The sequence below is a fragment of the Aeromicrobium jepli genome (assembly GCF_047246605.1).
GTDB lineage: Bacteria > Actinomycetota > Actinomycetes > Propionibacteriales > Nocardioidaceae > Aeromicrobium.
Genome location: NZ_JBFOKO010000014.1, coordinates 1 through 26,381, shown reverse-complemented (window position 1 = coordinate 26,381; position 26,381 = coordinate 1). Strand labels below are relative to the sequence as shown.

The window sequence follows — 26,381 nt, the reverse complement described above, 5'->3', positions numbered from 1 at the left end:
TCACACCCTCTCACTGAGGGGTGACACTTCTGGCAGGGGCGACCACGTTGCCATCGCGTCCGAACCCGCGTTGAGGGCTGCGAGCGCGCGCTTCTTGGCGAGGCGGTCGTTGGGGTACCGCTTGTTGTACTCGACGAGCACGGCCTCGACGTCGCGGGTGCCGATCTCCTCGGCGACGCGACGGACCTTACGGCCGATGTGCGGGTCGTTGATGGAGCGACGGATGGCGGACTCGGCGGCGCTGCTGATGGCCTTGCGCATGTACATCCACGGGTCGACCTTGATGAAGGTGCCGGGCGTCTTGCAGCGGCCGAGCAGGTTCAGGACGATCGAGGAGCCGTCGGTGTTGTCGTCGTCGCCGAACATGAGTGTGGTGACGACGTGCTCTCGGCCGGTGATGTCGAGGACGGGCTGGCCGTTGGGGGAGACCTCGGCGGAGACGACCTTGTGGGCCGACTCGACGGCGGATTCGACGAACGGCTGCAACTGGGCCATGAGAGCCCACTGGGCCTTCTTGCCGTTCTCCACCAGTGCGGTCAGCGCCTCCACCAGTTCCCCCTTGGTCAGTGTCTGGATGACCGCTCGCTCGGGGATCTCGTTGGCTTCGGGAAGTCCGAGCGGGTGTGCGAGAGGGTCCGGGGAAGTGGTCGTGGCGAGGTGTGTTTCGCCGACAGCAGAGTGTCCCATCCCGTTCGTCTGCCAACTCGCAGTTACAGTGGAATTGTCCAAGATTGCCACGGGGGAAGTGGTCCATGTCACACGGATAGGGAGTCGGACACGCTCGCCAGCGCTGTTGATCCCCTTGTGACCGACGTCGATGCGGGGGTAGGCCCACACCCATGACGGAGCGATGAATAGCCCGGCATGACTAGGAAATTCGGACTGGTTGGCGAGTAGTTCTTTCGAACTATCTCCAATGATCATGTCGTGCAAGTTCGCGCAAACGACGTGCAGCGACGCGTGGCGGCCGAACGACTCTGCGATGGCTCGGGAATCGTCGTCGTACTTCACTTGCTGGCCTTCCGTCCGAAAAGGCCACGCTTGCGCTTCTTGGCCGGGGTGGGGCTGGACAGGTTGACGGTCGGCGGCTGCTGGCCGGTGATGGTCGCGAGGATGGTGTCGAGCATCGGGAACAGGGCGAGCACCTCGACGGCCGTGCGGCCGAGGTTCATGTTGTTGTGGATCTCGTCGTCGTGGTAGACGGTGCCGAGGAACTTGCTGTTCTTGCTCAGCGTCTTGCCCAGCGTCGTCTCGTTGAACTTCGCGGTACGCGACACCTTGTTCAGCAGTGTGAGCATCCGGGTCGAGGGGACACCCTCGCCCTCGAACCGCTCGAGACGCTTGAACAGGTTCGCCATGCCGGGCGCAGACAGGTCCGAGACGCCGACACCCCACGCGTTCTCCTGCAGGAGCGGCTCGATGAGGCGCGTCACCATGCCGGACGTGTCGATGGTCTCGACGATCTGCGTGTCCACGACGACCAGATCGGCGAAGTGGGTGGACTCGGCGATGATGGCCGCGTACAACTCCGGCGTCACGATCGAGATGTCGGCGAGGTGCTCCGGCGGCGCGGCGACGTACACGAACTTGATGTCGTCCAGACCCTCAGGCCGGTAGTAGTTGATGGTGTCGGGCCCGACGAACGCGTCCTTCAACTCACGGCTGATCGCCGCGTCGTAGATGGACGGGATGTTCGCCTTCGCCAGACGCAGGTACTGACGGATGTCGCCCTGCCCGAAGTTGCCGTCGATGAGGACGACACGCAGGCCCGAAGCGGCAGCACGCTGCGCGAGGTTGAGCGCCGTGGTGGTCTTGCCGACCCCACCCTTGGCTCCCCACACGATGACGACGTCACCCTTGCCGTGCGGGCGCTTGCGCACGTCGAGGTACGCGTCATCGCGCTCGACGGCGGACGACTCGATGGTCGGGGTGGCGGTCACGAAACGCTGCTCCTCGACAGGACGGGTGAAGGCCTGCGGCTCCGGGGTGGGAACCGAGGTCGGGATGGGCGGCACCGGCGAGACCGGCTCGGGGGTCGTGTACTGGGGTCGGGCGGGCTCGACATCGGCAACCAGCGGAACCTGCGGAGCGACAGGCGGTGCGACGGGCGCCTCGTACGTCGGAACGACCGGTTCAGGCAGCACGGGCGCGACCGGCTCCGGCAGCGCCGGGGGAGCGGCAGGCTCATCGAGGTCGGCCGGAACGAACGTCGTCTCGGTGGTCGTGGCGACGTCATGGTCGATCTCGTGGCGCATGTCCTCGGAGACGGACTCACCACCGGACGTCAGCAGATCCACGTCCTCTTCTTCTTCGAGATCCACAGCGGGCTCGTCGGCGCAGACCGGCTTGACCGTCTCGCCCTCGAGCGGCTCGAACGCGGGCACCTCAGGTACCTGCGGAATGACCGGATCGCTGGCGCGGACACGACGCTCCACCGGCACGTAGCGCGGGTTCGGCTCGTAGAACTCCGGCACGATCTCGCCGTCGAGGTTCGAGTACCACGCGCCGACAGCCGACTCAGTGGTCTGCTCACCCGACGCGTCGTACTGGAGGATCCACTCGCCCGGCTGGCTCTTGCCGCGGGCGATAACGTCGGCGGGAATGACCGGCCCGGTCTCCTCGGCCTCATCCTCGGCCTCGTCCGGGACCACGGGAGCCGAAACGGCGGCAGGCACCGCGACATCAACCGTGGGCACGCTCGGCACCTGCGGGACGTCGGGAACCTGCGGCACCTGCGATGCAGGAGCAACGAACTCGCCGTGTGACTGGGCGGCACGCTCGGGCTCCGGCGCCGCAGGCACCTCAGGAACAATGGGGACAGCGACGGGCTCGGAAAACGACTCGGCCTCCGAGGACTCGCCCGGCATCACATCCGCACCCGGGACAGTGGCGTCCGAGTTATCGTATGTTGTATCGTTGGTCGACTGGGAGCCCGGATCGACACTCACGACAGAGCCGTCGGACGAGACTCCCAGTGTGTCGAAAGACGAGTCGTGAGGGAGGTCAAGCGCATCGAGCAGTTCGTTGAACGAGCACGGAGTGTTGATCACTCGCGCCCGGTCCGGCATGAAGTCGGTGTACCCGCCGTCGAGCACAACGACAGCCACGGGGGCAGCGCCGTCGTTGCCGGTGATGGCTCGACGCGTGCCGGTGCGCAGCAGCGACGCCGGACCCACGTTGGTCACCAGAACCGGAACCGGTCCTGCCTTCACCTCGGCAGTCACCGCCTTCAAGGCGGTCTGGATGGTCGTGTCAGTCACGACCCGATATCCGGCGTTCTCGAACGCCTCAGCGATTTCGGGCAGCGACACCAGCGCGATGGCTTGGCTTTCGTTCGTTTCAGTCACGAACCTTCTATGCAACTCGCCTCGCACACATACACTGCCAATCGCGCCTACATGCGACAAGATATGGCAAGAGAGTGCGTATCGAACCCCGATACGACAGCAATTTGGTCTGGAAAACCAGTCGAAACAGCCCCCGTTGACCGTCTTTCGAGACTGGCGTCCAGACAGGAGAGACCGTGGAACAAGTGAACCCCGTTCCCTCGCAGAAGGCCCTCGCACATTGGTCAGTAGCGATGTGCGAGCCGTTGATGAGCACCAAGGCGCGCGAGGACATCGATCGTGAAGTGGACGAGGCTTGCTATCGAGAACCCGAGTACGTGTGTGCGTGGGCGAGCGGCCTCATGGTGACCTTGCTGGGGTCGCTACCGAGTCAAGACCCGTGGCGGAACCTGTCCGCCGCCATCTACCCCGGTGACGGTCGGCCGCCCATCATCGCCGACCGTCCGGGCGTTCCCGCACCGTCAGTGACAGGATCTCGTTCGGCCAAGCGTGCGTTCGGTACCCGCCGTGACGTCGCCGACATGATCGTTCCCGAGTTCTCCGACTGGTACATGGACTTGGCGCTCGCCGGAGTCGCCGAAGATCTAGATGAGAACGCCGCCGCCCTCATCGGTTTCGCCAGCCACGACTTCCTGTCCGTATTGGAAGCCGCCACGTACATCTCATCGGCGCTCGTGGAGGAACGGAAGTTGTCCGTCACCTCGTCTGGCCCCACCATGCGCGAGATCTTGTGGTGCGCTGTCACACGTGTCGTACACCGGCGCCGTGTCTATTCCGGGCAGGACGACCCGTTCATCGTGTCGCAGATGTTCGAGTGGACCGTTCGCGCCCGCCGCTGGGTGGACAACCCTGACCCCGGGCGTCTGCCACGCGTGCAACAAGAACTCGTTGAACAGGTTGAGCCGTACCGGATTCCTGACGAGGATTACGAGCGGTTCTCGTTCACCTGATCCCTCGTTGTTGAGTGTGGCTGAGCCCAGCCGCATAGAAGCGGGCATGGACGCAAACAACGACTTCGATCAGAGCACCGCCGAAGGGTTCGACACCTTCGACGAACCCGCCAGCACACCCGCTCCGGCGCCGCAGCCCACCACCGCTGACGTGCCCGCCGTGCCCGAGAGCCTCTCCGTCGCCGACCTCCTCGAAGGTCAGGCGCGTATCCCGTGGACCCCGGCCGACTACGCCATCCTCGGCATCTTCGGTCCGACCGCCGAAAAGATGCACTCCTCGGCCATCGCCCCCATCGTCGCCGCCGCGCGCGGCTACGCCCAGATCAACGACACCAACCGGGCCGCCGCGAAGAAGAAGTACGGTCTGCCCGAGTGGAGCACCAAGCAGGGCAAGGGCCTGTCCAAGTCGCTCAAGGAGGGCGACGTCCTGCTGATGCCGTGGTACCGCGCCGACATCGCCACCTACTACCAGAAGGACGGCGTCACCCCGGAGTCCACCACCATCCAGTACCGGCCCGAGAGCCCCCGCGTTCACCGAGAGATCAAGGCCGACGGCACCGTCAAGGAACGCGTCGCGAAGTACGAGTTCGTCGCAGGCGACCCGTCCATCGTCGGACTGCACCCCGCCACCCCGATCGAGTGGCTGTCCTCTGACGAGAACCGCCGCCAGCACGTCGACACGTGGCTCGTGGCCGAAGGCCTGTTCAAGGCTGACGCCGCGCTCACCGGCATGCTTCTCGCCTCGAAGGAGATCAGCGACGAAGACCTCCTCGTCACCGAGGTCAAGACCCACGCCGAGCACCTCGACCGGCTCAACATGCTCATGAACCGCCTCGAGCGTCACCTGCGCATCCCGGTCCTGTGCATCGGCGGCGTCTACAACTTCCGCAACAACCCCGAGTGGAACTCGTTCCGCTTCGACGGTAAGGAAGTCTGGATCGGCATCGACGGTGACGTCGACGAGAACCGTCTCGTGTGGATCGCCGCGAACCAGATGTGGGGCCTGCTCGAAGCGAAGAAGAAGGCCACGGTCAAGTTGCTGACCCCGCGCGGCAACCCGTCCGACGGTGGTGACATCCCCAAGATGGGGATCGACGACTATCTGTACTCGGTCGGCACGTGGGATCGTCTCGTCTCGACCTGCCTGCACGATTCGCTGCCGCCCATCCCGGACGACGATGACGTTTCCATGATCGGTCACTGGCGGGTCACCAGTGATGATTGCGCCGTCGAGGAGTGCATGCCGCAGAAGGACGAGGCCACCGGCAAGCAGATCGGTGCCTACTGGGAGGTGCGGATCCCGATGGGTGGTCGCATCACCAAGATCTCCAAGAAGCGGTCCCCGTCCGAGGTCGAGATGACCACCGGTGTCCTTGGCGCGGGCGTGTCCGACAACGACGAGTCGATCGAATCCGAGGTCGAGGTCGAGGTGACGTGGAAGAACGTCGACGGCAACGTCGAAACCCACATCATCGTCGGTCCGCACTCCATCTTGAACTACGGACCGGACCAGTGGGACCGTCACGGCGCCCGCATCCCTCCCGAGGTCACCGCCCACCCGGCGTGGCCGCCGCGTGGTGGCAAGACGACCGAGCACTCGTGGCTCGGCGCCATCAAGAAGCACCGCATCGAGGAGCGTTCCGCGCCGACCGTGTGGACCCGCATGGGTTGGGTGCCGGTTGGCGACTCGACCACCATCCCGTCGTTCATCGTCGGTGAGCAGGTCATCAGCCACAAGGACGAGGACACCGTCACCGCCCCCGGCGTCGGCGAGTCGAACCTGAACCGTGCCCTGTCGTTCGGTGTCGGCGACCCGGTGCTGCAGCACATGTCGTTCGACGACGAGGAGTACCGCGCCGAGGTCGACAAGGATCTGCGCAAGGTGCTCACGCACTACATCCACAACGAGCCGTGGACCGAGCCGGGCGTCGGCCCGCTCATCATCGCGGCCGCGCTGCGTCCGGTCGTGCCGCTGCGCCCCAAGGGCACCATCATGAACGTCGGCGCCCCCGGTCGAGGCAAGTCCTTCACCGCTGGCGCGTTCATGGGTTTCTGGGGTCGACGTCCCGGCGTGTGGGCCTCGGACGACCTGCCCGGTTCGGCGTCGGACACCCCGACCGCCATCGAGTTGGCGATCTCTCGCGCCCCCGTCTGGGTCATCGACGACTACCACCCGTCGGTGGATGGTCGTAAGGCCCAGAACATGGAGGACAAGATCGCCGACATCATCCGCAGCCAGTTCAACGGCGGCGGCAAGAACCGCTCGAACCAGTTCATGGGTACGACCAAGCGCAACGACCCGAACACGGCTCTCATGGTCACCGGCGAGAACGAACTGTCCGGCACGTCGGTGCGTCAACGCATGGTCACCATCACGATGCGTAAGGGTTCGCTGGCGAAGTCGCGTGACGTGACCGACCAGATGGAGAAGTTGTACAACCGTGACGGTGCGCCGTCGCGTCTGACGCAGCACTTCATCCGCTTCATGCAGTACTACGCGTCCGTGAACGGCGGGTGGGAGGCGCTGGTCACCGAGACCAAGCACATCGTCGAGCAGGCCGAGAACCAGATGGAGGATCGTCTGCGTAGCGACCTGACCGTCTCCAAGAAGCGTGTCGGTGAACTGTTCGCTGATTACCGTGTCGTGCTGGAGTGGCTGTCCAAGATGACGGCCGTGCTCGGCTGGTCGGCCCGTGAGCGCAAGGTGTTCGGCATGGGTGACGGCCAGATGGGCGCCGCCATCGCGAACATGATCGCTCAGCAGTCCGAGTCGATGGCGACCCGCACCCCGGGTGTCTCGCTGATGCAGGCGCTGTACTCGACCCTCTCGGCGGGCAAGGCGCACATCATCAACGGCACGGACTTCTCCCAGCCTCCGGCGGCGAACGACACCGACACGTCGGTCGCGTTGTCGCTCGGTTGGGGTGTCTCCGGTGGCACCGACAACGGTCTTCGCCCGATGGGTAACGCGAGCATCGGCTTCCTCATCCAGCCGAATGTCGATGACGATGACGAGCCGTGCGTGCTGTTCGACCTGACGACCGCGTTCGCCGAAGCGCAGAAGGCGTTCCCGCGGTTGCTTCCCGGCGGTCAGGTCGAGCACTCGTCGTGGGCTGCGGCATGGGAGGAGGATCTGCTGGACAAGCGGATGCTCACCAAGTCGAAGGCTCGCTCGAAGACGAAGCCGTACAAGATTCGTGAGCGCCTGAACAACGCGCGCACGTACACCGACAACCTCGTTCCGGTGCGCCTGTCCACGCTGCTGGAGATCTCGTCGTACCGACAGGTCAACGACTTCGTGGAGAACGATGACGAGGACGGTGAGGAGTGACGAACCGATAACCCCATAGATCAGAAGGCCCCCATTGCGTCCATGCAGGGGGCCTTCTGCTTTGCCCAAGCAGCACCCTTCTGCGTACCTCATCGACACGCCTCGCGTACGTGCCTCAGCAGCGCGTCGCCCGGGCAGGTCGTGGAGAGGGGAAACCGGTTGAATCATGTGAGACTGAGGGAACGGACCCTACCTATCCGCATCCCCTGAATGGGTCCGCACACAAGAGAGCCCCGACACCTATCAGGTGCCGGGGCTCTCGTACCGCGAAGACGCGCCTCAGGTGCTCGTGGAGCGTCGGCGACGCGTCAACCACAATGTCACCGCACCGTACAGAACCAGCGGCGCCACAGCGAGCGCCGGGGACTGCACGACCGAAGCGACCGGAGCCAACCCGTCGAGCGTCTGGTCCACGGTCGCGACCTCATCAACCAACACGGTCGACTTCTCATCGAGCGTCGGGATGTTCAACACCACGGCGCCGTCAGCGGTCACCGACTCGAAGTAGCCGAACTCCACCAGCGAGTCCGTTCGCGTCACCCGCACCATGTCGCCACGGTCGAGCGACGTCACCTTCACCGGGTCGGAGTACACGATCAGGTCGCTTGGAGCGATCATCGCGCCGTACAAGTCGGAGTCCACTCGGTCGAGGTTCACAGCCGTCTGCCCGTACAGCACACCCCACGCGACAGCGGCCGTCACCAGCCAGCCAGTCGCCGTGGCAGCAGAACGGGTGGTCTGCTTGCGTGCCTCCGCTTTCGTGACGCCCTTCTTGGCGTTCCACTGGATGTCGGGACGGTTCGGGCGTGTCAGGTTCTTCCACGTCCGCTGGGCGCGCTCGCCCAGCGTCGGCTTCTGCTCAACGACCGGTGCGGCACGTTCGAACAGGCTCTGCCCGAACTGCGGGTCCACGCTCGGGACGAAGGGTACTGGGATCGGTTCACCGGCCGCCGCGCGGGCCGCCAGCAGGTCCGTCAGGACCGCCTTCACGTTCTCGCGTGCCGCGTCGATGGTCTTGCCGGTGGCCGTCACGTCAGGTAGTTCGTAAGCGAACGCCGTCCACATGTTTGCGGTGCGTCGCTGTCCGTAGTGGTACGGCGGCAGCAGGAACGTCGGACCGGTCTGCTCGGCGGTCGTATCGACCGGCTCGGGGGTTGGTGTGGGTCGCTTCGGGGTCACCTTGAATCGCAGCGTGCCAAGGATCCGCATCGGCTTTGCCGGTTCGGGGTCAGGCTCGCCGGTGGACTCGTCGATGAGGTCGGCGAACATCTCCACCAGTTCCTCATCGGTGGGTTCCGGGTCGGGTGTCGGGGCGGGTTCAGGTTCAACCCGGCGGGCCTCGATGTCTGACTCGTCGGCCCAGCGGGCGATCCGTCGGCCGACTTGAGGTTCCTCGACGGCAGGCGTCGGCTCCGGTTCGGGGGTGCGACGGCGCCGCAACTTCGCGAACCGGGACGACTTGCTTCGGGGTTCGTCAGTCACCGGGTGCCCCCTTTCACGAGGAGGTGAACAGGCGGATTTGGCCGAGGTCGGCGAGCGAATCCAAGAAGGTCGTCTCGTCGGTCGGGTCGATCCACAGCACGTTCCCTGAGGGGATCTCGTGGCCGGGGTCGTGCGGCTCGAACATCGTCGTGACCAGCACGAGTGGCACCTCGTGGTCCCAGTGCGTGACGCCGATGTTCTCCACGGGCCGGTCGAGCCGGTCTGACAGGAAGAGGGTCAACTCCTCCTCGGTTGCGGTGGCGAGGCTGAACGGCGCGTCGGGGTCGTTCGCGACGACACCGGCGATGAACCCCTGCAACGTGTTGGCGAGACGTACGGACTCACCGAACCGGTCCACGAGGGCGGTCACGTCGTCACCGGTGGCGATGTCGTCGTAGCCGGGGATGAGCGCGCCAACCAGTTCGGTGCGAGTGTCAGCGAACACGGTTCGTTCACCGTGCAGCATGACGAACGGCCACAGGGAGCCGTCGTCCTTGCCGGTGTCGTCGGGCAGGTCACCGACGATGATGCGCCGTGCCATGTCAGGCCGCCTTGGACGCGGCGAGATCCGCGACGAGCGCGTCGATCTTCGCGTACAGGTCGTCGAGGGAGCCGTCGTTCGTGACGGTGATGTCGCACTCGAGGGCCTGCTCGGACTTGTGGTTCTCCTGAGGTCCGAAGCCGGGACGAACGACGTTGACCATGATGCCGCCCTTGGAGCGGATGAAGTCGACCTCGTTCTGGAAGCGGGCGTCACAGATCGCGAACTTCGTGACGGGCGACTCGCTCATGTGACGGTCGGCGAGGTCGAGCCAGAAGTCCTCCCAGAAGGTCTCGCGGGCGGTCTCGGTGCCGAACCGCTGCTGGAGGCGACGGGAGTCGTCCTTCCATTCGGCCGACGCCTTGATGCCTTCCCAGCCGAGTTCATCGACGAGATTCTGCAGGAGTCGGAAGCGACGGTTGCCGTTCTCGTCGGGTGCGCCAGCGACCCACGGGTTGAGCGCGTACAGGCCAGCCTTGAGCGGTGCCGCGAACGAGACCTTCTCGAAGCCGAATCGCTCGTGCAGGTAGTCGCCCGAGGTGTCCTTGCCGCTGCGCTGGTAGCCGTGCAAGCCGATGATGAGGTTGTCACTCATGTGAGGTCCGTTTCTGTCGTGGTGCTCTGCCGGTTTCTATGCGGCAGATCGGACCCACATCGACGCGTCAGCGCGCGGCGGAAGAGGCGGCGTCGAGGTTGCGCTTGACGAACCGCAGCGCGACACCTCCGGCGACGAAGAACCAGCCCGAGACCGGATGGGAGACACCGATCGATGCGACGGTCAGGGCGATGGCCGGGCCGAGGAAGTACACGAGCGCGTCAGAGCGGTTCTCGAGCGTCTCGGTCAGGTGTGGGAGCAGATCCCACAGGCAGATGACGTAGCCGAGGAGCGCGACGAGAACGAACACGCCGCCGAGGGTCGCGAACTCGGCTGAGAGGGTGCCGGTCATCGTGTTGGTGTCCATGCCGGTTCTATGCGACGTCGAACGACCACATTCGCTCCCCGGACACGACAGGACCCCGCGCCCAAGATGCTGGGGCGGGGTCCGGCCGTGGCGTCGGTCAGGCGTTGGCTCGCTGGCCCGTGCCCTCCTTGGCGACCCACATGGCGCGGCCGAGGGCGGCGAAGCCGACCACGACGACGGGCAGGAAGATGACCGGGTTGAAGCCGGTCGCGTAGCACGAAATGAATGCGGAGCCGAAGACGACAGCAGCGAGCGTGAAGCGGCCGCGAGCCTTGGTCTCGACGACGACGACAGTGCCGACCAGTCCGAGCCCGAGAAGGGCGGCGAAGCCGGTCGAGATGAACGTGACGGTGAAGATGTCGTTGGTCATGCCATCTTTAAGGCTTCACTTGAAGGTTTCTCGATCAGACGAGACCCTGACCCGCCTGCAACTTCCAGAACGACTCACGCAGCCACGCCCGGAACGACTCACCATCGCGATGGCGACCCGACTGGACAGCGGTGTTCGACAAGATGTTCAACGGAACCAACGACGCCATCGCAGTCTCGAGCGTTCCATGCTCACCGGGCAGGAAGAACTCCATCTCGACACCGGTGCCGGTCTGACGTGGAGCCATGATCAGCGCCAGACCGTACTCGTCCACGGTGTTCACGACCTCTGCCGAGTGGGCCTGCTGATCGCGCCACCCCTCAGCAACCCGACGAACAGCCCGGCCGACCTCCATGATGTTGTAGACGCCCTCCATGTACGACGACGACCACTTCGACGCCGTGAAAGTGACCGCGATGATGGAACCACCAATGAGGTTCTGCGGGTCGATCTCCGACGTGATCAAGTTGAACTCGTCGTCGTTCAACGACAGTTGCGACTCCCACAAGGCCATGAGCGCGTGAGTGGGCAGGATGTCGGGGGTATCCGTCATGGACGGTTCTATGCGCGATGCCCCCACCACATGACGTGGCAGGGGCACCGTGCAGCGGTGAATGGTTCACATGTGGCAGTCCAGCGAGACAGCCCAACCCTTCGCGACCGCGCCCTTGCGAACCGACTCGACCTCCACATCGAGATGAATCTTGCCCCGAGACAGGACAACCTTCGACGTGAACAGCGCCTCGGAGCCGTCACGGGTGGTGACCTTGCGCAGGAACGTCTGCGAGTACCGCATCCACCGGTCGGAGGCGTTCGCGATCAAGAACGCCTCGGCAGCCTTCTTCGCCTCCGCGGCCGTGTCACCCTTGGCAAGCATGCGCCCACCGGTCTGGGAATCGAACACGCCGTAGAACGAAACGACCTCACCTTCGGACTTCTCGTGCACGACCTTCGCCTTGCCCGTGACACCCTTCGGCAGACCTTCGGCCTGAACATCCTCCGCGAGCGAGTACCGGCGCACCTGCTTGCCGTTCTCCTTCGCCCAACCCTTGACCAGTGCCTCCACTGCTCCGTAGTTCGACACGACCGACAAGTCCGACACCGGGAGCGACACCCGGTGCGTCTTCACAACCACGTCGTCGTCGCTGTAGACCTTCTGGGCCCACTCGCACGAATACGGGTCGGCGTTGAACGCCTGCGCGACCGTCGCGACGCCGGGACGGACCGTGTAGTACTGGCGGACGCTGTGGCTGTGGCCGTACTCGGCGTGATGGTCGTCCATGAGACCCCAGACGAGGTTCGTCAACGCCTCGTCGGTCGTTCCCTCGAAGGTGGTTCCGGTGACGCTCTCGTGACCCATGATGGTGCCTCTCGCTCAGGTGAATCGTTCGCTCACCCGGTTCAAGCCCGCAGCCCCACCCATTCACGATCCGATCTCGCATCGTGGACAAAACGGAAGGGCCCCACGTGAGCGAAACGTGGGGCCCTTTCAGGGACGCGAGGGCTGAGCGAAAGCCCTATCGGAGGCGACCCTGAGGTCGAACAGGTCAGGCGGCCTTGAGGATGCCCGCCTGCTCGAACAACTTGGAGTACTGGTTCAGCATGTCAGCCGGGATGGTCGCGTCGGAAGGGCACGACAAGATGAGTTGCTTCAACGACGGCAACGCCACGTCGGAACGGTTGTGCCGCTCGTACGCCTCCATCACCTTGAACCCGGCCTCGTAGGCGACCTTCGTGCCCCTCGACTTCACGATGTATGCGACCGAACGAACGATGGCGAACAGGACGTCCGGGCGCGACTGCCAATCGATCGCGTTCTCCGGGTCGGCCAGCACCTCGTCGGGGTTCGGCAGCGACGCCAACTTGCGCCAGCCGATGAACTCAGCGGCGGCCTTCTTTCCGACCAGTCCCTTCACGGCCAGCAGGATGGCCTTCTCGTCACGCGGGTTCAACTCCGCCATGACAGCGATTGCGTTGGTCCACGAGCGCGGCGACGGCCACGCGCCACCAGCCTCGGCCGGGTTCGTCGGCACGGGCGGGTTCAGGAACTCCGACCCGCGCTCGTACAGGAAGCCGGTCACCTGAGCGGCAGCGATGGAGCGTCGCATCTGGTCCGGGCGACCGATCAGTTCCTCGACCGAGTACACGTGCGTGGACTCGAAGTTGTCGGCGACACCGTTGAGCCACTCGTCCACGTCGAACTTCCACTCGACGTGGCAGAAGCGGTTCGCCATCGGGGGAGTCAGATCCCACGAGTCGGCGCCTTCCTCGACGGGGTTCGCGGCCGCCATCATGTAGACGTGCGAACCGAGGACCAACTCGCCCAGCACGCCCTCCTGAATGACACGCAGCATGCCCTTCTGGGTGGACGGGGCGGCGGTCTTCAACTCGTCGAACAGCAGGGCCGCGGACTTGGCCTTGTTGGCGTTGATGCCGTACATGGGCGGGTAGTTGACCACGCCACCCTCCGGGGTCGCGACGGGCAGGCCGAGGAAGTCGGTCGCCTCACGGATACCGCCGATGATGACGTCGTGGTAGTCCACCCACTTCTCGAGGTACGAGGTGATCTTGGCGGACTTGCCGACACCGGGGGAGCCCTCGAACAGCAGGGGCACGCGCGCTCGGAAGCACGCAGCCATCACACGCATCTCGGGGGTGGAGAGGAAAGCCATGATTCGCTCAATTCTGTCGTCGCCGTTCGCCCGGCGTGTCGCTCTGACACCGGGTTAAGACCCGAACCAGCCACTCTCCCGATCGCATCTCACATCCCGAGACAACCTGTACGATGTCTCGGCCCCGCACACCTGACAGTCATGACCTTGATTGACGCGGTGGGGAACGCGCACGGCCGCGACGGTCGGTACGTGCCCCAGACGCTCCCCGAAACCACCGAACCGTTCGACGCGCTTCCTGACGCCGGACACCCGATCGACCTGCACGACCGTGACGGCTGGGAGGAGTACCTGTCCACGCACCTGACCCAAGCGGCGATGCGGAACTTCAAGCAGGTCGCGGCATCTCGCATCTCCGTCAAGGTCGCCACCGACGCCACCTCCACGGCCGTCGAAGACCTGTGCACCGACGTCGCCCTCCTCGCTTGCGAGCACGCCTCCTACACGCGCATCTACGGCGACCGAGGCAACGACGACATCGGCACGTCCCTGCGTGACGAACTCGACTCCAAGTGGGACGCGCTCGAACACGCAGTCGAGCACGGCGCCTAACGTTCCACGTACCCGATCCGTCGCAGCCGGACCTTCGCGTTCTTCATCGACCGCCAGTCGCTCGGCGTCGTCGGTATCACCACATACGGGCCACCGTGGTTGCTCACGCGTAGGTGGCCGTTCTCTGTGTGCTCGACATTGAAGTCCTGCTTCTTGAGCCGTCGCACTAGTTGGCGAACGTCCTTGTTCATGTGAGTCCTCCCCGAGAAACGCGAGTTACATCACGGTAACGCCGAACACCGACCTTCGTCTCGCCTACAAGAGATCGAACCGTCGTTCGCATCTTCCTTGCAGGGGTTAATCACAGGAGGCACACGTGACACGAGCCACGGACCGGTCCCGGTTCACCAACGCTGACGGAACCCATGTCGGTCACTACACCGACCCGGACACCGGCGCGATCGTCCATGAAGACGGACAGGTCACCACCGGACACCTCGTAGAACCTGCAACGAACAGCAGCGAGGTGGCCAAGGCTGCTGAACTGCTGCGCGTCTTCGCTGAGCATTTCGCCGCTCGAGACTGGGCGTACACCCGCGAGCACGACATCCGTCACATCCGGTACGACGACGACTTCCGTGGCTACGACGCACCCCACCGGCGCCTCTACCGCGCCGCGCGACGTTTCGTTCCCCGCCGTCGTGGCGTAGGCGGACGGGACGGTCTGCTCGCTGCGTTTCGTGAAGCCGACCGCGAAGAGTTCGCAGGAAAGCCGTTCGGTGCCGTCCGCGCCAAGTGGAAGTCGCTGCGGTTCACCTTCCTGCTTGCGAAGCACACACTGGCGACCAGCAAGCACACCCCCGACGGTGTCCTCGACAACGGAGGTGTCATCGTCCAGTGGGAGGAGACCGGCGAGTACCTCGACTTGGTGCAGCCGCAGGTCGGTTCCCTCATTGCAGACTTCCTCGACGCCGAACCGGACAACCCGCACGCCCGCAAGATCGCCGCAGCCATGCTGCACTTCCGCAAGTCGCTGTGCGATCGCGTCTACAACGGCTACGAACCCGAAACCGACGAAGACGAGGAAGGTGCCGATGATGCCTGAACTCGACCAGACCGTTGCGAACCTCGACGAAGCGCTCGCGAAGTTCCGCCGTGATCACCACGGCGCAGTCACGTGGGAGATCACCGAAGCCCTCTTCGCGAACACCGGTGGACCGTTCATCCGTCGCGGCATGGTCGTCGGGCAGGCGTTCACCCAGTGGCGGCTCTACGTCCTGTGGTACGACACCACGGCCCGCATGTACGCCACCAGCGGAGGGTTCAACACAACCGCCACTCCTGAGGAGCCGTTGCGGCCCATCGGCGAGACCAACACGTACGTCCATTCGGAGGACTGGAACGCGATCTTGCACCAGTTCAATCCCGACGCGCACGTGTCCAGTGTCCAGCGTGCATAGAGGTCGGTAGGCCCGTCGCCGCCGTGGGCCTGTCCGTCTCAACCGGAAGGCCACCGACATGCCCCGTCGCCTCGCAGCCGTGTCCCGCAAACGATCCTGTCGCACCTGCGGCCCCGACGCGGGGCCCTATCTTGACTTCCTGTTCGCGAAGTTCATCGGCTGGGGCGCACGGCTGCTCGCGTCCCGGGCCGTCAACCGAGGCGACTGGCATGCCGCCAACCACCTCGCCGCAGCGTCCATCCTCAACAAGCCCTGCCATCACGCACCCGACTCGGCCAAGACATCCGCGTGCCCTGTCGGCTACGGACGCATGGACCACGAGTTCCTGAACTTCCGCATCGAACACGGAGACATCACGTTCGCTGGACACGGCGGCGTCCTCGAGGGCGCCTCGGGCCTTCGCTGACAACACGATAAGCCCCCGTGATCGACCCTCGGCTCTTTGATGCCTTGAGCGAGTCATGAGCAAGATCAACCGGCGCTACTTCGCCAAGGGAATCTTCAAGCCCCTGTTCGGCAAGAGGGACTGCCCCAACTGCGAGGCCCACAAGTCTCGGTTCGAGTACATCGTCGGTCAGTGGACCGGCGTCGTCCTCACGTGGCTCGCCGTCCGAGCGTCCAAGCGCGGCGACACCCACCTCGCGAACCACATGACCGTCGCCGTCCTGCTCGGCAACTCCTGCCACTGCCCCGGCGGCAGGTGGACCGGATGCGCCGTCGGAAGCGAACCGCTCAACTTCCATCTGCTCCGTGACCGGATGAACGCCGACGACCTGAACCTCATCCCGTTCCGCGACCTGCCCGTCACGGACAAGGACCGAGTGTGAGCACCAAGATCTACGACGCCTACCGGCTCGGTGAAGGCACGAACGCGTTCGAGTTCATCAACCACGTTCGACCCCTGCTGAACGCCGAGGTTGACAGGCTTGACGCCGTCGACACCGTCATCAAGGCCGTGCGCGTGTACGACCAGCGCGTCACCGGTGAACCCGCGACGTCCGGCGCCGGAGACACACCCCTGTCCGCTGCGACGTTCGAACTGCTCGAAGAGGACACCAAGAAGCACAAGGATCCCGACTACGCCGGGGTGTTCACGATGGGTGTGGCCGAGCATGACGGCCGCGTCTATGTGAAGGTCTACACCGTTCACGACGAACTCACCAACGTGCTCACCAGCATTCCCGGAGTGGAGGACTTCCACTACCAGAACTCCACCGAAGGCCCCGACGACCTGAGTGACGACGAATGGGATCACCGTCGTGACGTGTGGGACGCCGTCCTCGGGTGGAAGCCGCCCGTCGAGCAGATGTTGTTCTTCACCTTGCGCGGCCCCTACAACGGCAGCGTCCTGAACCTCTTCCACGGCACCGACTGGTCCCTGTACGACGCAGCCCTCAACGACCGCGAAGTGTCCCAGCGGATCAACCCGAAGAACCGGGCCGCCGTGTGGGTGCGCGCGCTCGCGCTCGAGGTCTACTTCAAGGCCAGCGGTAAGGACTTCACAGCGTCCGGGTACATGAACCAGATCGGCCGCGTCCGCAAGGACGAGAACCTCCTGCCGATCATCAAGTACGTCGCGCCCCTGTTCCCGGCACTGACACCACTCGACCTCACCGGCGAGGTTCCCGTGCTGACAACCGCAGAGCAGAAGCGACTCGCCACAGCCCGGACCCGCATCATCGACGCGACTGTCGCCGCGATTCGTCGCATCTGAACCCACAGTCCAACTACCGCGCCCCGGCGCAGCACAGGAGCCACCCCCATGACCGACGCCAAGTCGACCGTCACCCTCAACGTCAGCAAGGATCTCGACAGCGGCGTCAAGTTCCCTCTCGACTTCTCCATCGAGTACCCCACCGGTCAGGGCATGGCAGCGATCGCCGCGCTCGGCGAGCAGATGACCGACCCGCTCATCGAGATGTTCGCGGACATCGCCTACAACGATCACGAGGATCGTTCCATCACCGCGTTCGAGGACGACGGAATCATGACCCCGGCCACCCCTGAGAACGTCACCGGCGAGCGTCACGAGGTGAAGTTCGGCGCCAACATGACGTTGACGTCCGGCATCACCGTCCCCGTCGGGTTCACCTTCTCCTACCCCGAGCATCACGCCCTCACCACGGTCGCCATGATCGCGATGCTCCCCGGGCAGCAGAGGCACGTAGCCCAGATCATCGCCACCGAGTCCTACGACGGGTCCATCGTCAACGCGATGAACGCGGCTGGCGTCGCGGTCTCCTGACCCATGCTGATCGCGAACACGACCGTCGAAGCGGTCTGTGACTGGCCTGACGGCACCTTCGTTCAAGGGGGAGCCAACGGGATCGTGTTCGTTCGCGGCACCGCCGACTCGTACGAGACCGCTTTCGTCGAGGTGCACAACGATGTCATCGGGTTCCTTCGCGGTGAAGGCGACACGGTCACCGAAGCCGAGCATGCCGCATGGGCGAAGGCGCAGACCGTCCTGTCGTGTGAGTCGATGGTCAAGAACGGCGACCACGAATGGGAGGCCCGCGGGTACCGCAACGGCGCCGGGTTCTGCAAGGCATGCAACCGGTTCGGGACGCATGTGTTCGACATCTCCGAGGTCGGTGTGCCCTGCTACGTGTGCGGCACCAAGACCAACTGGCAGACCTTCGGGACCACCCCGGGCACGTACTTGTGCGAGGGCCACTGTCTCCCCGGGATGCAAGAGCCGTACTGGGCTGCCGCTCTGCTGGGCGGTTCGACCACCGACGAGGTGTTCGCGTTCTACGGCTTCGAGACGCGGGCGCGTTTCGCGACGCTCATGGAACGGTTCACGCTCGAGGAGATCGCTGGGTTCCTGCCGCCTGAGCACCTCAAGGACGCCGACTTCAACATCCGTTGGGCATGGATGAAGGATCATGAGCAGCAGTGGGCTGACCGGATCCGCGACGAGCACCGATCGGACCCGTGAACGTTCCGGGCTTGGACCCACCATGACGGACTTCATCACCATGACCCCGGCCGCCAAGTTGGCGTCAGGGCAGGACTTCGCGCCCACCCTGACGATCGACTACCCCGACGGGCAGGGCATGTCCGTGTACGCCCTGTTCCTCGACTCCATCGAACCGATCTTCGACACGATGCTGCAACTCGCTCGCGCTCAGGGCGACCAGTCCCTCGCCGAGTTCGAAACCAGTGGCGTCCTGCCCGCCCAGCCCGGGCGCCTCGACAACGACGCGACCACCGTCATCGAGTTCGGCGCCGACGTCACGACCGTGAACGGGCTCACCGCCGCGCTCAACCTCGTGTTCGAGTTCCCCAAGGATCACGTCACGTTCGCGTACCAGTGTTACGCGGCCATCACGCCCGAGCAGGTCGCCAACATGTTCATCCAACGCATGGACGCGTCCACCGTTGCGGCGCTCATGCGATGAACACTCCCGAGACGGTCATCGGCTACCTGCCCGTCGGCGACACCGAGGAGAAGTCCAACTTCGGCGACAAGCACAAGGTCGAGTACTACAAGGAAGTCCCTCTCACGCCCACCGGGCACACCCTCCCGTACGACAACGGGTACGAGCGAACCGACCAACCGACCTACCTGACACCTGCCGGGCGAATCTACCAGCGGCAGATCTCGTGGGACTACAACGCCCGGCCCCATTTCCGGCCGCTCAACGGTGACGGCCCGACCCTCGATACGAAGGCGTCGGTCTCCACGCACAGCCGCAACATCGACGGCTTCCCCTTGACTCCGAACACGCCAGCAGGGGAGCCGCTGAGCGTGCTCGTCGCCGAGGGCCGGATTTCGCTTCGGCCTGCGTTCGTTGTCCCTGCCACGGATCTCGACATCTGATCGATGTCGTCTCGAAGTGCCGCATAGAATCCAGTAACAGGTGATCGAGTCAACATGACCAAAAGGTCTTGTAATCGGTGACCGACAACTACAGAAAGAAGCACCCGGTGAATTACACGCGCACCATCAAGCAAGACGTGACCATCGCCCTCGGCGCTGGTCTGGCCATCACAGCCCTGTCCTACCTCGTCGCCCTCGCGGCTGGATGGGTCGACGGCATCAACTGGCTCGAAGCCCTCGCAGTCGTCACCAGTTACGCCTGCGTCATCCTCGTCGTGTTCCAGCGACGCATCAACTACCTCATCGGCGCCGTCGGCACCGCCTCCTACGCCATCTTGTTCTGGCAGTGGGGCCTCGTCGCGTCCGCCATGCTGAACATCTACATGACCCCCGCCCTCATCTACGGGTGGATGCGATGGAAGTCCGACACCAACACCCGGCCCGTCGGATTCGTCGCAGCCAAGTGGTGGCCCGCCTACATCGCCGCGACCGTGGTCGCCTACCTCGGCGCGCTCGGCATCGTGAACCTGTTCGACGGGAAGTTCGCACCCGCCGACGCGATCATCTTCGTCGGGTCGATGCTCGCCCAGTTCCTCCTCGACAACAAGAAGATCGAGTCGTGGGCCGTGTGGGGCATCGTGAACGTCGCCGCCATCTACACCTACTTCAACACCGGCTTGTACCTCGCCGGATTCCAGTACGTGTTCTTCCTCGCCAACGCGTGCTTCGGCGCGTGGGTCTGGTACCGAGCCAAGACCACCAACGACACCAACCGAGGCGACGCCGTCGCCCGCATCAAGGAGATGGTCTGACATGACCCGCAGGGCCCTCATCATCGTGGACGTCCAGAACGACTTCGTCGAAGGCGGCAGCCTCGCCGTCGCCGGAGGCCGGTCCGTCGCCTCCCAGATCGCGGCCGAAGACCTCTCGGCCCACGACGTCATCGTGTTCACGCAGGACTGGCACATCGACCCCGATGGGCACTTCGCCGCGGAGGGCACCGATCCGGACTTCATCGACACGTGGCCCGTCCACTGTGTCGCCAACAGCGGGGGAGCAGCAATCGCCGACGAACTCGTCTCCCGGTACAACGACCTGACCGAGAGCGCCGAGTCGAGCCCCGTTGTGAGGACCGTCCACAAGGGCAAGTACAACGCTGCCTACTCCGCGTTCGACTACGAGGCCAAGGACACGACCTACGAGGAGCACCTCACATCGTTCCTCGAAGGCTGGGACGTCACCGACGTCGACGTGGTCGGCATCGCGTACGACTACTGCGTCAAGGAGACCGCACTCGACGCCTCCCGGGCTGGGTTCAAGACCCGGGTGATCAAGCACCTGACCGCTTCGGTCAACCCCGACAACGACGAGCAGGTGGCCGACGAACTGCGCGCCGCCGGAGTGTGGGTCGCCGCATGAGCGACGTCGAAGCGAAGGTCGCTGAGTCCATCGCCGCGGGCGTCGCCACACACGGGTACCAGTACTCCGTGTCCGGGCCGTGGGGCAGTGACGTTGGCGGTGACAGCGACATCGAGTGCCTCGCGGCCGCGAAGAAGGCGCACGAGGATCTCGTGAAGGTCTACGGCGACCATCGCGAGGTCACCGCACGCCGCCGGATGTACGTGACGTTCCACGACGACAGCGAGTTCACCGGACCCGAGGAGACCCTCGGGTCGTTCGGGCGCGACTACTGATCGGCACGGGCAGCAGGGGAGGGCTTGAAAGGGGTATGCGACGCCGACCCGAGTGGTACCAGACCATCCCCTCGAGCGCCCTGCCGTGCCCGGCGACCTCACCGGACGGTCACGCCTGCGTGCGGGGTCGCGGCCACGCGCTCGGAACCACCGACATCGAGCACACCCACCCCGACGCGCCCGAACCGTGGATCGGCGGAATCCGCAAGAACGCCCGCTGGCAGTCCGACGAAGCCCAGCATCAAGCCGACGAGGCAGAGAAGCGCAAGATCCCATGCCGGTCCATCTCGCCCGACGGCAAGGTCTGCGTCAGCCACCAAAGCCACCGCCGCCTCGCACACAACGATGGGAACGGCAACTGGTGGCTCGGAGGCATCAACACCCCCGCCCGACGCACCGAGAACCCGAAGGCCCACATCGAGCCCGACCACACCGAGGCGATGTTCCAAATCCAGTCCCGGTACGGCATCTGATCGAACCACCCCGAGTTGAAGGGCTTGAACACGACATGAGCAACCGCACCGACACCCGGCTCGTCCCCGTCGATCGTGAACTCGCCGGACGCATCTACGACCTCCTCATCGAGAAGGCCGGAGCCGTCGACGACGCCGACGACAAGGACGACTTCGTGTATTGGCTCTCCGGCGCACTCGACACCCGGCTCGGCGGCAAGGAGTACCGCTTCATGGGTCGCCTCGGGTTCGGCGGGAAGTTCTGGTGGCACGTCCCCTACAACCTGCCCGGGCGTCCCGAGCAGGGCCAGTGGTACGTCACCTGCTACCCCGAGGACTCCAACCCCGAACGCGAACAGATCGTCGCCGACACCAACGCGGCTCTCCTCGACCTGTACCGGGCCGTCAAGATTAAGAACGGCTGGCAGTGACCGCCTACCGGGCGTTCGTCCTCATGACGGCGCTCCCGCCCACGACCGGACACCTCGACCTCATCCGGTTCGCGTCCCACCTCGCCGACCACGTGACCGTCGTGCTGAACACCCAACCCCACGAGCCGTACTCACGTGAACGCGCCGAAGCCCTCCGCTCCGCCGTTCACTCCATCCGGGGCGACGTTCGCGTCTACCAGATCCACCGGACCATCCAGCAGGAACCCAACGGCGAGAACGACACCGCCTTCTGGGACATGTGGCGGGACTTCCTCATCGGACACTGCGCGCTCGAGCCCGGCGACCTGCTCGTCGCGTCCGAGATGTACGGCCTGCGGCTCGCCAAGGAAGTCGGCGCGAAGTTCGTCCCCTACGACATCGCCCGCGAGATCAACGACGCCAAAGCCACCCGCGTCCGCAACAACGTCATCGGCAACTTCGACATCATCTTGCCCGAGTTCCAGAAGTACCTGCGCCCCACCGTCACCGTGTTCGGCGCCGACTCCACCGGTAAGACCACACTGTCGAAGGATCTCGCCCGCACCCTCGGCGGGCACTGGGTTCCCGAATGGGCTCGCCCTTACCTCGAAACCGTCGGACCGGACCTCACACCAGATGCCATGCGAACCATCGCAGCCGGACAGCAGGCCCGACAGCAGACCTGCGACGACAAGACCGGCAAGCCGTTCATCGTCCAAGACACCGACCTGTTCACCACGCTCGGCCTGTGGCGACAGTTCCGCAACAACGGCACCCTCACCCTCGACGAGGACGACGAGCGCACCCTCACCACGGCCGCGGCGAAACTCACCTCGGACCTGTACCTCGTCACGAAGTCGAACATCGAGTTCGAGCCCGACCCGCTCCGCTACGGCGGCGACCAGCGCGAGACCACCGACCAGTACTGGCTCGACCTGTGCGCCAAGTTCAACCTCAACTACCTCGTCCTCGACTCGGCCGACCACGACGAACGGCTCGCACAAGCGACCGAAGCGTGCTGGAACCTGTCCCGCGAGAAGGTCGCGCCCCTGTACTACACACGTGAAGGAAGCGAGTACCGATGACCGGCCTGCTGCCCGAGAACGCGATCGGATACACCTACGTCGTCTACCCCGACGGCGTGGATCCTGAGAGCGTCGACCCGAGGTTCGACAGCGCGTGGCTGTTCGCGGTGAAGGTCGAATGGCGTTCCCGTGGCCTGTACGCCGTCACCCGTCAGGACATGGCGCTCGGCACCGACGGGGAGTTCTCGTTCTTCGAAGGCCCCGAATCGGCGCGGAAGGAGTGGTTCGCCAACCACCGGTTCGACTTCGACACCGCGATGGAACTGGCCGTCGAGCACGCCAACAAGACCACCCAGTTCGACCTGCGGTACCACGAGTTCATGGTCGTCAACGCCATCGACGACCGGGACGAACGGATCGCCAAGCGGCTCGAGTTCCTCGCCGCCCGAACAGGATCGGAGGTCGAGCCCGTCCGGGCTTGAACCAGACATGAACCTCACCGAAACGATCGCCTACGGCTACCTCGCCGTCGCGCTTTTCGTGACCGTCGGCTGTCTCGGCGCTGTCTCGGCGCTGCGCTCGCGCTCGCCTCGTCCGACAACCCGGGCGACCGCGCCGACGCCAAGACGTACCTGTTCTACGGCCTCGCGTCCGTCGCATGGCTGCCCCTGATGGTCGCCGCCGTCGCCCGCGAGACCCGCAAAGCCGCCGCATGAGCAACGTTCACGCCACCACGTACACCGTGTACCCGACCGGAGTGGACCCCGACACGCTCGACGGGATGAGCGAAGCGCACTCGTTCACCATCACCGTTCAGTGGCGAAGCCCGCACAAGTGGGCCGTCCTTCGAAACCGTGAGGCGCTCGGCACCGACGGTTGCTGGGACTACGAGAGCCTTCCGTCCGGCCGTGAGGACCACTGGCTCGCCACCCACCGGTTCAGCCTCGACGAGGCGCTACGACTCGCCCAAGCACACGTCGACCACATCCCGGTCAACGGTCTCACGTGGCACCAGTGGGAGCACTACCGCGCCCTCGACGCCGAGGAGGCACGTCGGGCGTACCGAGCCGAGGTCGGTCCGTCCAACGGCGCATACTGGAAGAAGACCCACTACCCGAACTAGGGCAGTGGGTCTTCGGCGGCGGCGCCTCGCAGGTCAGTAGCCTGCCGGGCGCTTTCGTGCATCAGGGTCGAACGTCTTGACGAACACCTTGTCGCGGGACGGATCCGCGGTCGTCCGCTCGAGGTTCGCGCGACCCTTGATGGTGGCCGTGTACGACTCCACCCGGTCGATGACCTTGTCCGCCGGGACCATCCCGTTCTCGTCCGACAACGCCGTCACGATGTTGCGCACCCGCTCCTCGATCGCGTCAGCGAAGTCTGCCTTCGCCTGAACCTCCACCGTCGGCAGGACGGCCTTCACGGCAGCCTTGATACCGCCGAGTCCACCGGACTTGGTGAGGAACGCGTTGTACGCCTTCTGCAACAGTGCGTCGCTGAGAATCATGGTCCGTCCATTCGTGATCAGGACGCGAGGCCCGCGCCCAAAGCAAAGAGGTGCCTGTCCCTTATCTATGCGGCGGAACAGGCACCTCATCGCGCGTTCACGCGTCGAACGTCACCTCGCGACCCGAGTCGTGCACCGAGAGACGCTGACGGACGTCAATGCACAGGCTGGCGTCCTTCTGCGTGGCGGCCGCAACATCCTCAGAGTCGAGGACGGACGTGAACTTCTCACACCACGTACCGTCGTGCAGCCACGTCAGGTGGTGGGTGTGGCGCGACAACATCACGCACAGGCGCCCGGCCGACAACTGGTGCGAGCCCGCGTTCTCGTGACCGACCACCGGGTCGAGCGCGACGACAGTCTTCCACTGGCCGCCCTGCGCCCGGTCGGCGGTGCCGACGTAGATACGGGACTCGCTGGCGGCGTTCGCGCCACGTCCGAGCAGCATGTTGATGTACGCGCCGACCATCTGCGCCTGATCATTGTGCGCGACGACGACCGCGATGTCATGTTCCTCGATGACCGACTCGATGGGCGAACCGTCCTCGTGGTGACCGTCCACGACCGTCTGACCGATGAACTTCACGGCCTCGGCGGCGATGACCTTCATGAGCGGCTGGTCGGCACGAACAGACACCTCGGGCACCTTCACGGACGTGATCTCCGGGGCACGGGTGCCGTCAGCGGCGACGAGCCACCGGTCGGGGCGGGCGGACTTGAACACGAACTCGTACAGGGGAGCGATGACGTCCACGGTGGTCTGGCCGACCCGGTACGTGGAGTCGAGGTTGATCTCCACGATGCCGTCGAAGTTGGCGAACCCCTCGGGGGCGCGGGATGCGGGGGAGACCTTGGAGTTGTCCCAGAAGGTGACCGGAACACGGTTGACCGGACCGATCTGGCCGGGGTCGCCGACCATGACGATCTGCTGGGCCTGACCGGCTGCGGAGAACACCTGCGAGAACGTGGACTGGTATGCCTCGTCGATGATGAGGACGTCCACCGGCGGGGGCTTGGCCGCGCACGAGGCGACGGTTCGGACGGTCACGTGGCGGCTCTTGATGGCGGACGTGACGGACCCTTCGGGGCGGTCCATCGTGGGGTGGCTGAACACGACCTTGGGGATGTTCTCGCCGACGCCGAGGACGTCCACGAGGCGTTCGGTGAGGTCGTACATGCCGCGCTTGGTGGGGGAGGCGACGACGATGTCCAACTCGGTGCGGTGGAGTAGGTGTCGGACCAGATCGATGATGAGGGTGGACTTGCCCGCGCCGGGAGGGGACTTGACCGAGACGAGGCGGTCGCCGGACCACGTGTGCATGAGGGTGCGGGCGACGGCGCTGCCGGTGACGAGCGCGAACTCGTTCTCGGTGGTGTTCGGATCCTCGACGGGCTCGATGGGGGTGGTGTCCTTGACGGGGGTGAGTCCGAGGTCGCCGAGGGTGATCATGCAGTAACTCCTGTGTGGGTGCGGGTGCTGTCTGTGCAAGCCCTCAACCCTCACGCGACTCGATCGGGTCTCACATGATGAGACTTGCCGCCAACGTCGCGGTGGTGCCCGTGGCGTGTCTCGGGGCGCTGTTCGAGTCGATCGGCCCGGTTTCGGGTCGAAAGTTGGATCTGGCTCCAACGTGGGCCAACTGTCTGGAGCCAAGATTCTGGCTGGAAACGTTGACCAAAAGGAGCGCTGGCTCCAGAAATCCAACTTTTCCCGTACCCCCACCCTTATACAGAGAGTCCGTCTCAATCTCAGTGCTCTGAGATTCTGAGATGAAGGCCCCCTGTAGTAGTAGATCTATTTTGGATCTTTGGATCCAAGTAAGTAAGTAAGAGGGAAAGCCCTCCAATGCCAGTAAGAAT

Annotated in this window: 32 protein-coding genes; 20 read left to right on the top strand and 12 right to left on the bottom strand. The window is 64.7% G+C overall.

The genetic code is table 11. The annotated features are described in order from the left end of the window. Positions 1-549, bottom strand: coding sequence for a hypothetical protein (locus AB3M81_RS17715; RefSeq protein WP_412905261.1), 549 nt, complete (start codon positions 547-549; stop codon positions 1-3). Positions 550-1,007: 458 nt separating this feature from the next. Then, complete coding sequence (locus AB3M81_RS17710; protein ID WP_412905260.1) at positions 1,008-3,566, bottom strand: nucleotide-binding protein; 2,559 nt, start codon at positions 3,564-3,566, stop codon at positions 1,008-1,010. Between the two features lie 29 nt (positions 3,567-3,595). Between AB3M81_RS17710 and AB3M81_RS17705 the strand changes: the two genes are divergently transcribed. Then, positions 3,596-4,297 (top strand): hypothetical protein, encoded by a 702-nt coding sequence (locus AB3M81_RS17705; protein ID WP_412905259.1) that lies wholly within the window; start codon positions 3,596-3,598, stop codon positions 4,295-4,297. A 46-nt stretch (positions 4,298-4,343) separates the two neighbouring features. Next, the gene (locus AB3M81_RS17700; protein WP_412905258.1) at positions 4,344-7,628 is read left to right on the top strand and encodes a hypothetical protein; all 3,285 of its coding nucleotides are present in this window, start codon (positions 4,344-4,346) and stop codon (positions 7,626-7,628) included. A 279-nt stretch (positions 7,629-7,907) separates the two neighbouring features. On the opposite strand, the gene AB3M81_RS17695 is transcribed toward AB3M81_RS17700, so the two are convergent. The 8 genes from AB3M81_RS17695 to AB3M81_RS17660 all read right to left on the bottom strand — a co-directional run bounded on the left by AB3M81_RS17695 (position 7,908) and on the right by AB3M81_RS17660 (position 13,655). Then, positions 7,908-9,110, bottom strand: coding sequence for a hypothetical protein (locus AB3M81_RS17695; RefSeq protein WP_412905257.1), 1,203 nt, complete (start codon positions 9,108-9,110; stop codon positions 7,908-7,910). 13 nt (positions 9,111-9,123) lie between these two features. Beyond that, complete coding sequence (locus AB3M81_RS17690) at positions 9,124-9,651, bottom strand: hypothetical protein (protein ID WP_412905256.1); 528 nt, start codon at positions 9,649-9,651, stop codon at positions 9,124-9,126. Position 9,652: 1 nt separating this feature from the next. Then, positions 9,653-10,246, bottom strand: coding sequence for a deoxynucleotide monophosphate kinase family protein (locus AB3M81_RS17685; RefSeq protein ID WP_412905255.1), 594 nt, complete (start codon positions 10,244-10,246; stop codon positions 9,653-9,655). A 67-nt stretch (positions 10,247-10,313) separates the two neighbouring features. After that, positions 10,314-10,613 carry a hypothetical protein gene (locus AB3M81_RS17680; protein ID WP_412905254.1) on the bottom strand — a complete coding sequence of 100 codons (300 nt, stop codon included), beginning with the start codon at positions 10,611-10,613 and terminating at the stop codon, positions 10,314-10,316. A gap of 97 nt (positions 10,614-10,710) precedes the next feature. Continuing rightward, entirely contained in the window at positions 10,711-10,983 is a 273-nt protein-coding gene (locus tag AB3M81_RS17675; RefSeq protein WP_412905253.1) for a hypothetical protein, read from the bottom strand. Between the two features lie 34 nt (positions 10,984-11,017). Beyond that, positions 11,018-11,536: a hypothetical protein gene (locus tag AB3M81_RS17670; protein WP_412905252.1), complete on the bottom strand. Its 519-nt coding sequence runs from the start codon at positions 11,534-11,536 to the stop codon at positions 11,018-11,020. Between the two features lie 66 nt (positions 11,537-11,602). Beyond that, entirely contained in the window at positions 11,603-12,343 is a 741-nt protein-coding gene (locus tag AB3M81_RS17665; protein WP_412905251.1) for a hypothetical protein, read from the bottom strand. A 187-nt stretch (positions 12,344-12,530) separates the two neighbouring features. Then, positions 12,531-13,655, bottom strand: coding sequence for a MoxR family ATPase (locus AB3M81_RS17660; RefSeq protein ID WP_412905250.1), 1,125 nt, complete (start codon positions 13,653-13,655; stop codon positions 12,531-12,533). Positions 13,656-13,847: 192 nt separating this feature from the next. Here AB3M81_RS17660 and AB3M81_RS17655 point away from each other — a divergent pair, with 192 nt between their 5' ends. From AB3M81_RS17655 to AB3M81_RS17570, 18 genes are all read left to right on the top strand, one after another. Next, the gene (locus AB3M81_RS17655) at positions 13,848-14,207 is read left to right on the top strand and encodes a hypothetical protein (protein WP_412905249.1); all 360 of its coding nucleotides are present in this window, start codon (positions 13,848-13,850) and stop codon (positions 14,205-14,207) included. 316 nt (positions 14,208-14,523) lie between these two features. Further along, positions 14,524-15,252: a hypothetical protein gene (locus AB3M81_RS17650; RefSeq protein WP_412905248.1), complete on the top strand. Its 729-nt coding sequence runs from the start codon at positions 14,524-14,526 to the stop codon at positions 15,250-15,252. After that, a complete protein-coding gene (locus AB3M81_RS17645; protein ID WP_412905247.1) occupies positions 15,245-15,607 on the top strand; it encodes a hypothetical protein in 363 nt (120 codons plus the stop codon). Before AB3M81_RS17650 ends, AB3M81_RS17645 begins: the two co-directional genes overlap by 8 nt. Positions 15,608-15,686: 79 nt before the next feature. Then, positions 15,687-16,013 (top strand): hypothetical protein, encoded by a 327-nt coding sequence (locus AB3M81_RS17640; protein ID WP_412905246.1) that lies wholly within the window; start codon positions 15,687-15,689, stop codon positions 16,011-16,013. Positions 16,014-16,068: 55 nt separating this feature from the next. Then, complete coding sequence (locus AB3M81_RS17635) at positions 16,069-16,434, top strand: hypothetical protein (protein ID WP_412905245.1); 366 nt, start codon at positions 16,069-16,071, stop codon at positions 16,432-16,434. Beyond that, a complete protein-coding gene (locus AB3M81_RS17630; protein WP_412905244.1) occupies positions 16,431-17,321 on the top strand; it encodes a hypothetical protein in 891 nt (296 codons plus the stop codon). The genes AB3M81_RS17635 and AB3M81_RS17630 overlap by 4 nt, the downstream gene beginning before the upstream one ends. Positions 17,322-17,369: 48 nt before the next feature. Further along, entirely contained in the window at positions 17,370-17,852 is a 483-nt protein-coding gene (locus AB3M81_RS17625) for a hypothetical protein (RefSeq protein WP_412905243.1), read from the top strand. Between the two features lie 3 nt (positions 17,853-17,855). After that, complete coding sequence (locus AB3M81_RS17620; protein ID WP_412905242.1) at positions 17,856-18,548, top strand: hypothetical protein; 693 nt, start codon at positions 17,856-17,858, stop codon at positions 18,546-18,548. Between the two features lie 22 nt (positions 18,549-18,570). Then, entirely contained in the window at positions 18,571-19,011 is a 441-nt protein-coding gene (locus AB3M81_RS17615) for a hypothetical protein (RefSeq protein ID WP_412905241.1), read from the top strand. Further along, a complete protein-coding gene (locus AB3M81_RS17610; RefSeq protein ID WP_412905240.1) occupies positions 19,008-19,433 on the top strand; it encodes a hypothetical protein in 426 nt (141 codons plus the stop codon). The genes AB3M81_RS17615 and AB3M81_RS17610 overlap by 4 nt, the downstream gene beginning before the upstream one ends. A 107-nt stretch (positions 19,434-19,540) precedes the next feature. Continuing rightward, positions 19,541-20,245 carry a nicotinamide riboside transporter PnuC gene (gene pnuC / locus AB3M81_RS17605; RefSeq protein WP_412905239.1) on the top strand — a complete coding sequence of 235 codons (705 nt, stop codon included), beginning with the start codon at positions 19,541-19,543 and terminating at the stop codon, positions 20,243-20,245. 1 nt (position 20,246) lies between these two features. Continuing rightward, complete coding sequence (locus tag AB3M81_RS17600; RefSeq protein ID WP_412905238.1) at positions 20,247-20,852, top strand: isochorismatase family protein; 606 nt, start codon at positions 20,247-20,249, stop codon at positions 20,850-20,852. Next, positions 20,849-21,127, top strand: coding sequence for a hypothetical protein (locus AB3M81_RS17595; protein ID WP_412905237.1), 279 nt, complete (start codon positions 20,849-20,851; stop codon positions 21,125-21,127). The genes AB3M81_RS17600 and AB3M81_RS17595 overlap by 4 nt, the downstream gene beginning before the upstream one ends. Before the next feature lie 35 nt (positions 21,128-21,162). Beyond that, positions 21,163-21,600, top strand: coding sequence for a hypothetical protein (locus AB3M81_RS17590; RefSeq protein ID WP_412905236.1), 438 nt, complete (start codon positions 21,163-21,165; stop codon positions 21,598-21,600). 35 nt (positions 21,601-21,635) lie between these two features. Continuing rightward, on the top strand, positions 21,636-22,010 hold the full coding sequence (locus tag AB3M81_RS17585; RefSeq protein ID WP_412905235.1) for a hypothetical protein: 375 nt from the start codon (positions 21,636-21,638) through the stop codon (positions 22,008-22,010). Then, the gene (locus tag AB3M81_RS17580) at positions 22,007-23,074 is read left to right on the top strand and encodes an AAA family ATPase (RefSeq protein ID WP_412905234.1); all 1,068 of its coding nucleotides are present in this window, start codon (positions 22,007-22,009) and stop codon (positions 23,072-23,074) included. Before AB3M81_RS17585 ends, AB3M81_RS17580 begins: the two co-directional genes overlap by 4 nt. After that, entirely contained in the window at positions 23,071-23,496 is a 426-nt protein-coding gene (locus tag AB3M81_RS17575; RefSeq protein ID WP_412905233.1) for a hypothetical protein, read from the top strand. The genes AB3M81_RS17580 and AB3M81_RS17575 overlap by 4 nt, the downstream gene beginning before the upstream one ends. A 230-nt stretch (positions 23,497-23,726) precedes the next feature. Continuing rightward, positions 23,727-24,137 carry a hypothetical protein gene (locus tag AB3M81_RS17570; RefSeq protein WP_412905232.1) on the top strand — a complete coding sequence of 137 codons (411 nt, stop codon included), beginning with the start codon at positions 23,727-23,729 and terminating at the stop codon, positions 24,135-24,137. Between the two features lie 33 nt (positions 24,138-24,170). Here AB3M81_RS17570 and AB3M81_RS17565 read toward each other — a convergent pair whose 3' ends face one another. Next, positions 24,171-24,521 carry a hypothetical protein gene (locus tag AB3M81_RS17565; RefSeq protein ID WP_412905231.1) on the bottom strand — a complete coding sequence of 117 codons (351 nt, stop codon included), beginning with the start codon at positions 24,519-24,521 and terminating at the stop codon, positions 24,171-24,173. 97 nt (positions 24,522-24,618) lie between these two features. Then, positions 24,619-25,971, bottom strand: coding sequence for an AAA family ATPase (locus tag AB3M81_RS17560; protein WP_412905230.1), 1,353 nt, complete (start codon positions 25,969-25,971; stop codon positions 24,619-24,621). Positions 25,972-26,381: the final 410 nt, after the last annotated feature.

Bases quoted from the DNA above. Each gene is read 5' to 3' on its own strand.
- AB3M81_RS17700 (WP_412905258.1), top strand. From the start codon at position 4,344: ATGGACGCAAACAACGACTTCGATCAGAGCACCGCCGAAGGGTTCGAC.
- AB3M81_RS17645 (WP_412905247.1), top strand. From the start codon at position 15,245: ATGCCTGAACTCGACCAGACCGTTGCGAACCTCGACGAAGCGCTCGCG.
- AB3M81_RS17560 (WP_412905230.1), bottom strand. From the start codon at position 25,971: ATGATCACCCTCGGCGACCTCGGACTCACCCCCGTCAAGGACACCACC.
- AB3M81_RS17610 (WP_412905240.1), top strand. From the start codon at position 19,008: ATGAACACTCCCGAGACGGTCATCGGCTACCTGCCCGTCGGCGACACC.
- AB3M81_RS17570 (WP_412905232.1), top strand. From the start codon at position 23,727: ATGAGCAACGTTCACGCCACCACGTACACCGTGTACCCGACCGGAGTG.
- AB3M81_RS17670 (WP_412905252.1), bottom strand. From the start codon at position 11,536: ATGACGGATACCCCCGACATCCTGCCCACTCACGCGCTCATGGCCTTG.
- AB3M81_RS17665 (WP_412905251.1), bottom strand. From the start codon at position 12,343: ATGGGTCACGAGAGCGTCACCGGAACCACCTTCGAGGGAACGACCGAC.
- AB3M81_RS17680 (WP_412905254.1), bottom strand. From the start codon at position 10,613: ATGGACACCAACACGATGACCGGCACCCTCTCAGCCGAGTTCGCGACC.
- AB3M81_RS17575 (WP_412905233.1), top strand. From the start codon at position 23,071: ATGACCGGCCTGCTGCCCGAGAACGCGATCGGATACACCTACGTCGTC.
- AB3M81_RS17635 (WP_412905245.1), top strand. From the start codon at position 16,069: ATGAGCAAGATCAACCGGCGCTACTTCGCCAAGGGAATCTTCAAGCCC.
- AB3M81_RS17615 (WP_412905241.1), top strand. From the start codon at position 18,571: ATGACGGACTTCATCACCATGACCCCGGCCGCCAAGTTGGCGTCAGGG.
- AB3M81_RS17675 (WP_412905253.1), bottom strand. From the start codon at position 10,983: ATGACCAACGACATCTTCACCGTCACGTTCATCTCGACCGGCTTCGCC.
- AB3M81_RS17685 (WP_412905255.1), bottom strand. From the start codon at position 10,246: ATGAGTGACAACCTCATCATCGGCTTGCACGGCTACCAGCGCAGCGGC.
- AB3M81_RS17565 (WP_412905231.1), bottom strand. From the start codon at position 24,521: ATGATTCTCAGCGACGCACTGTTGCAGAAGGCGTACAACGCGTTCCTC.
- AB3M81_RS17600 (WP_412905238.1), top strand. From the start codon at position 20,247: ATGACCCGCAGGGCCCTCATCATCGTGGACGTCCAGAACGACTTCGTC.
- AB3M81_RS17660 (WP_412905250.1), bottom strand. From the start codon at position 13,655: ATGGCTTTCCTCTCCACCCCCGAGATGCGTGTGATGGCTGCGTGCTTC.
- AB3M81_RS17625 (WP_412905243.1), top strand. From the start codon at position 17,370: ATGACCGACGCCAAGTCGACCGTCACCCTCAACGTCAGCAAGGATCTC.
- AB3M81_RS17585 (WP_412905235.1), top strand. From the start codon at position 21,636: ATGAGCAACCGCACCGACACCCGGCTCGTCCCCGTCGATCGTGAACTC.
- AB3M81_RS17690 (WP_412905256.1), bottom strand. From the start codon at position 9,651: ATGGCACGGCGCATCATCGTCGGTGACCTGCCCGACGACACCGGCAAG.
- AB3M81_RS17595 (WP_412905237.1), top strand. From the start codon at position 20,849: ATGAGCGACGTCGAAGCGAAGGTCGCTGAGTCCATCGCCGCGGGCGTC.
- AB3M81_RS17620 (WP_412905242.1), top strand. From the start codon at position 17,856: ATGCTGATCGCGAACACGACCGTCGAAGCGGTCTGTGACTGGCCTGAC.
- AB3M81_RS17590 (WP_412905236.1), top strand. From the start codon at position 21,163: ATGCGACGCCGACCCGAGTGGTACCAGACCATCCCCTCGAGCGCCCTG.
- AB3M81_RS17705 (WP_412905259.1), top strand. From the start codon at position 3,596: ATGAGCACCAAGGCGCGCGAGGACATCGATCGTGAAGTGGACGAGGCT.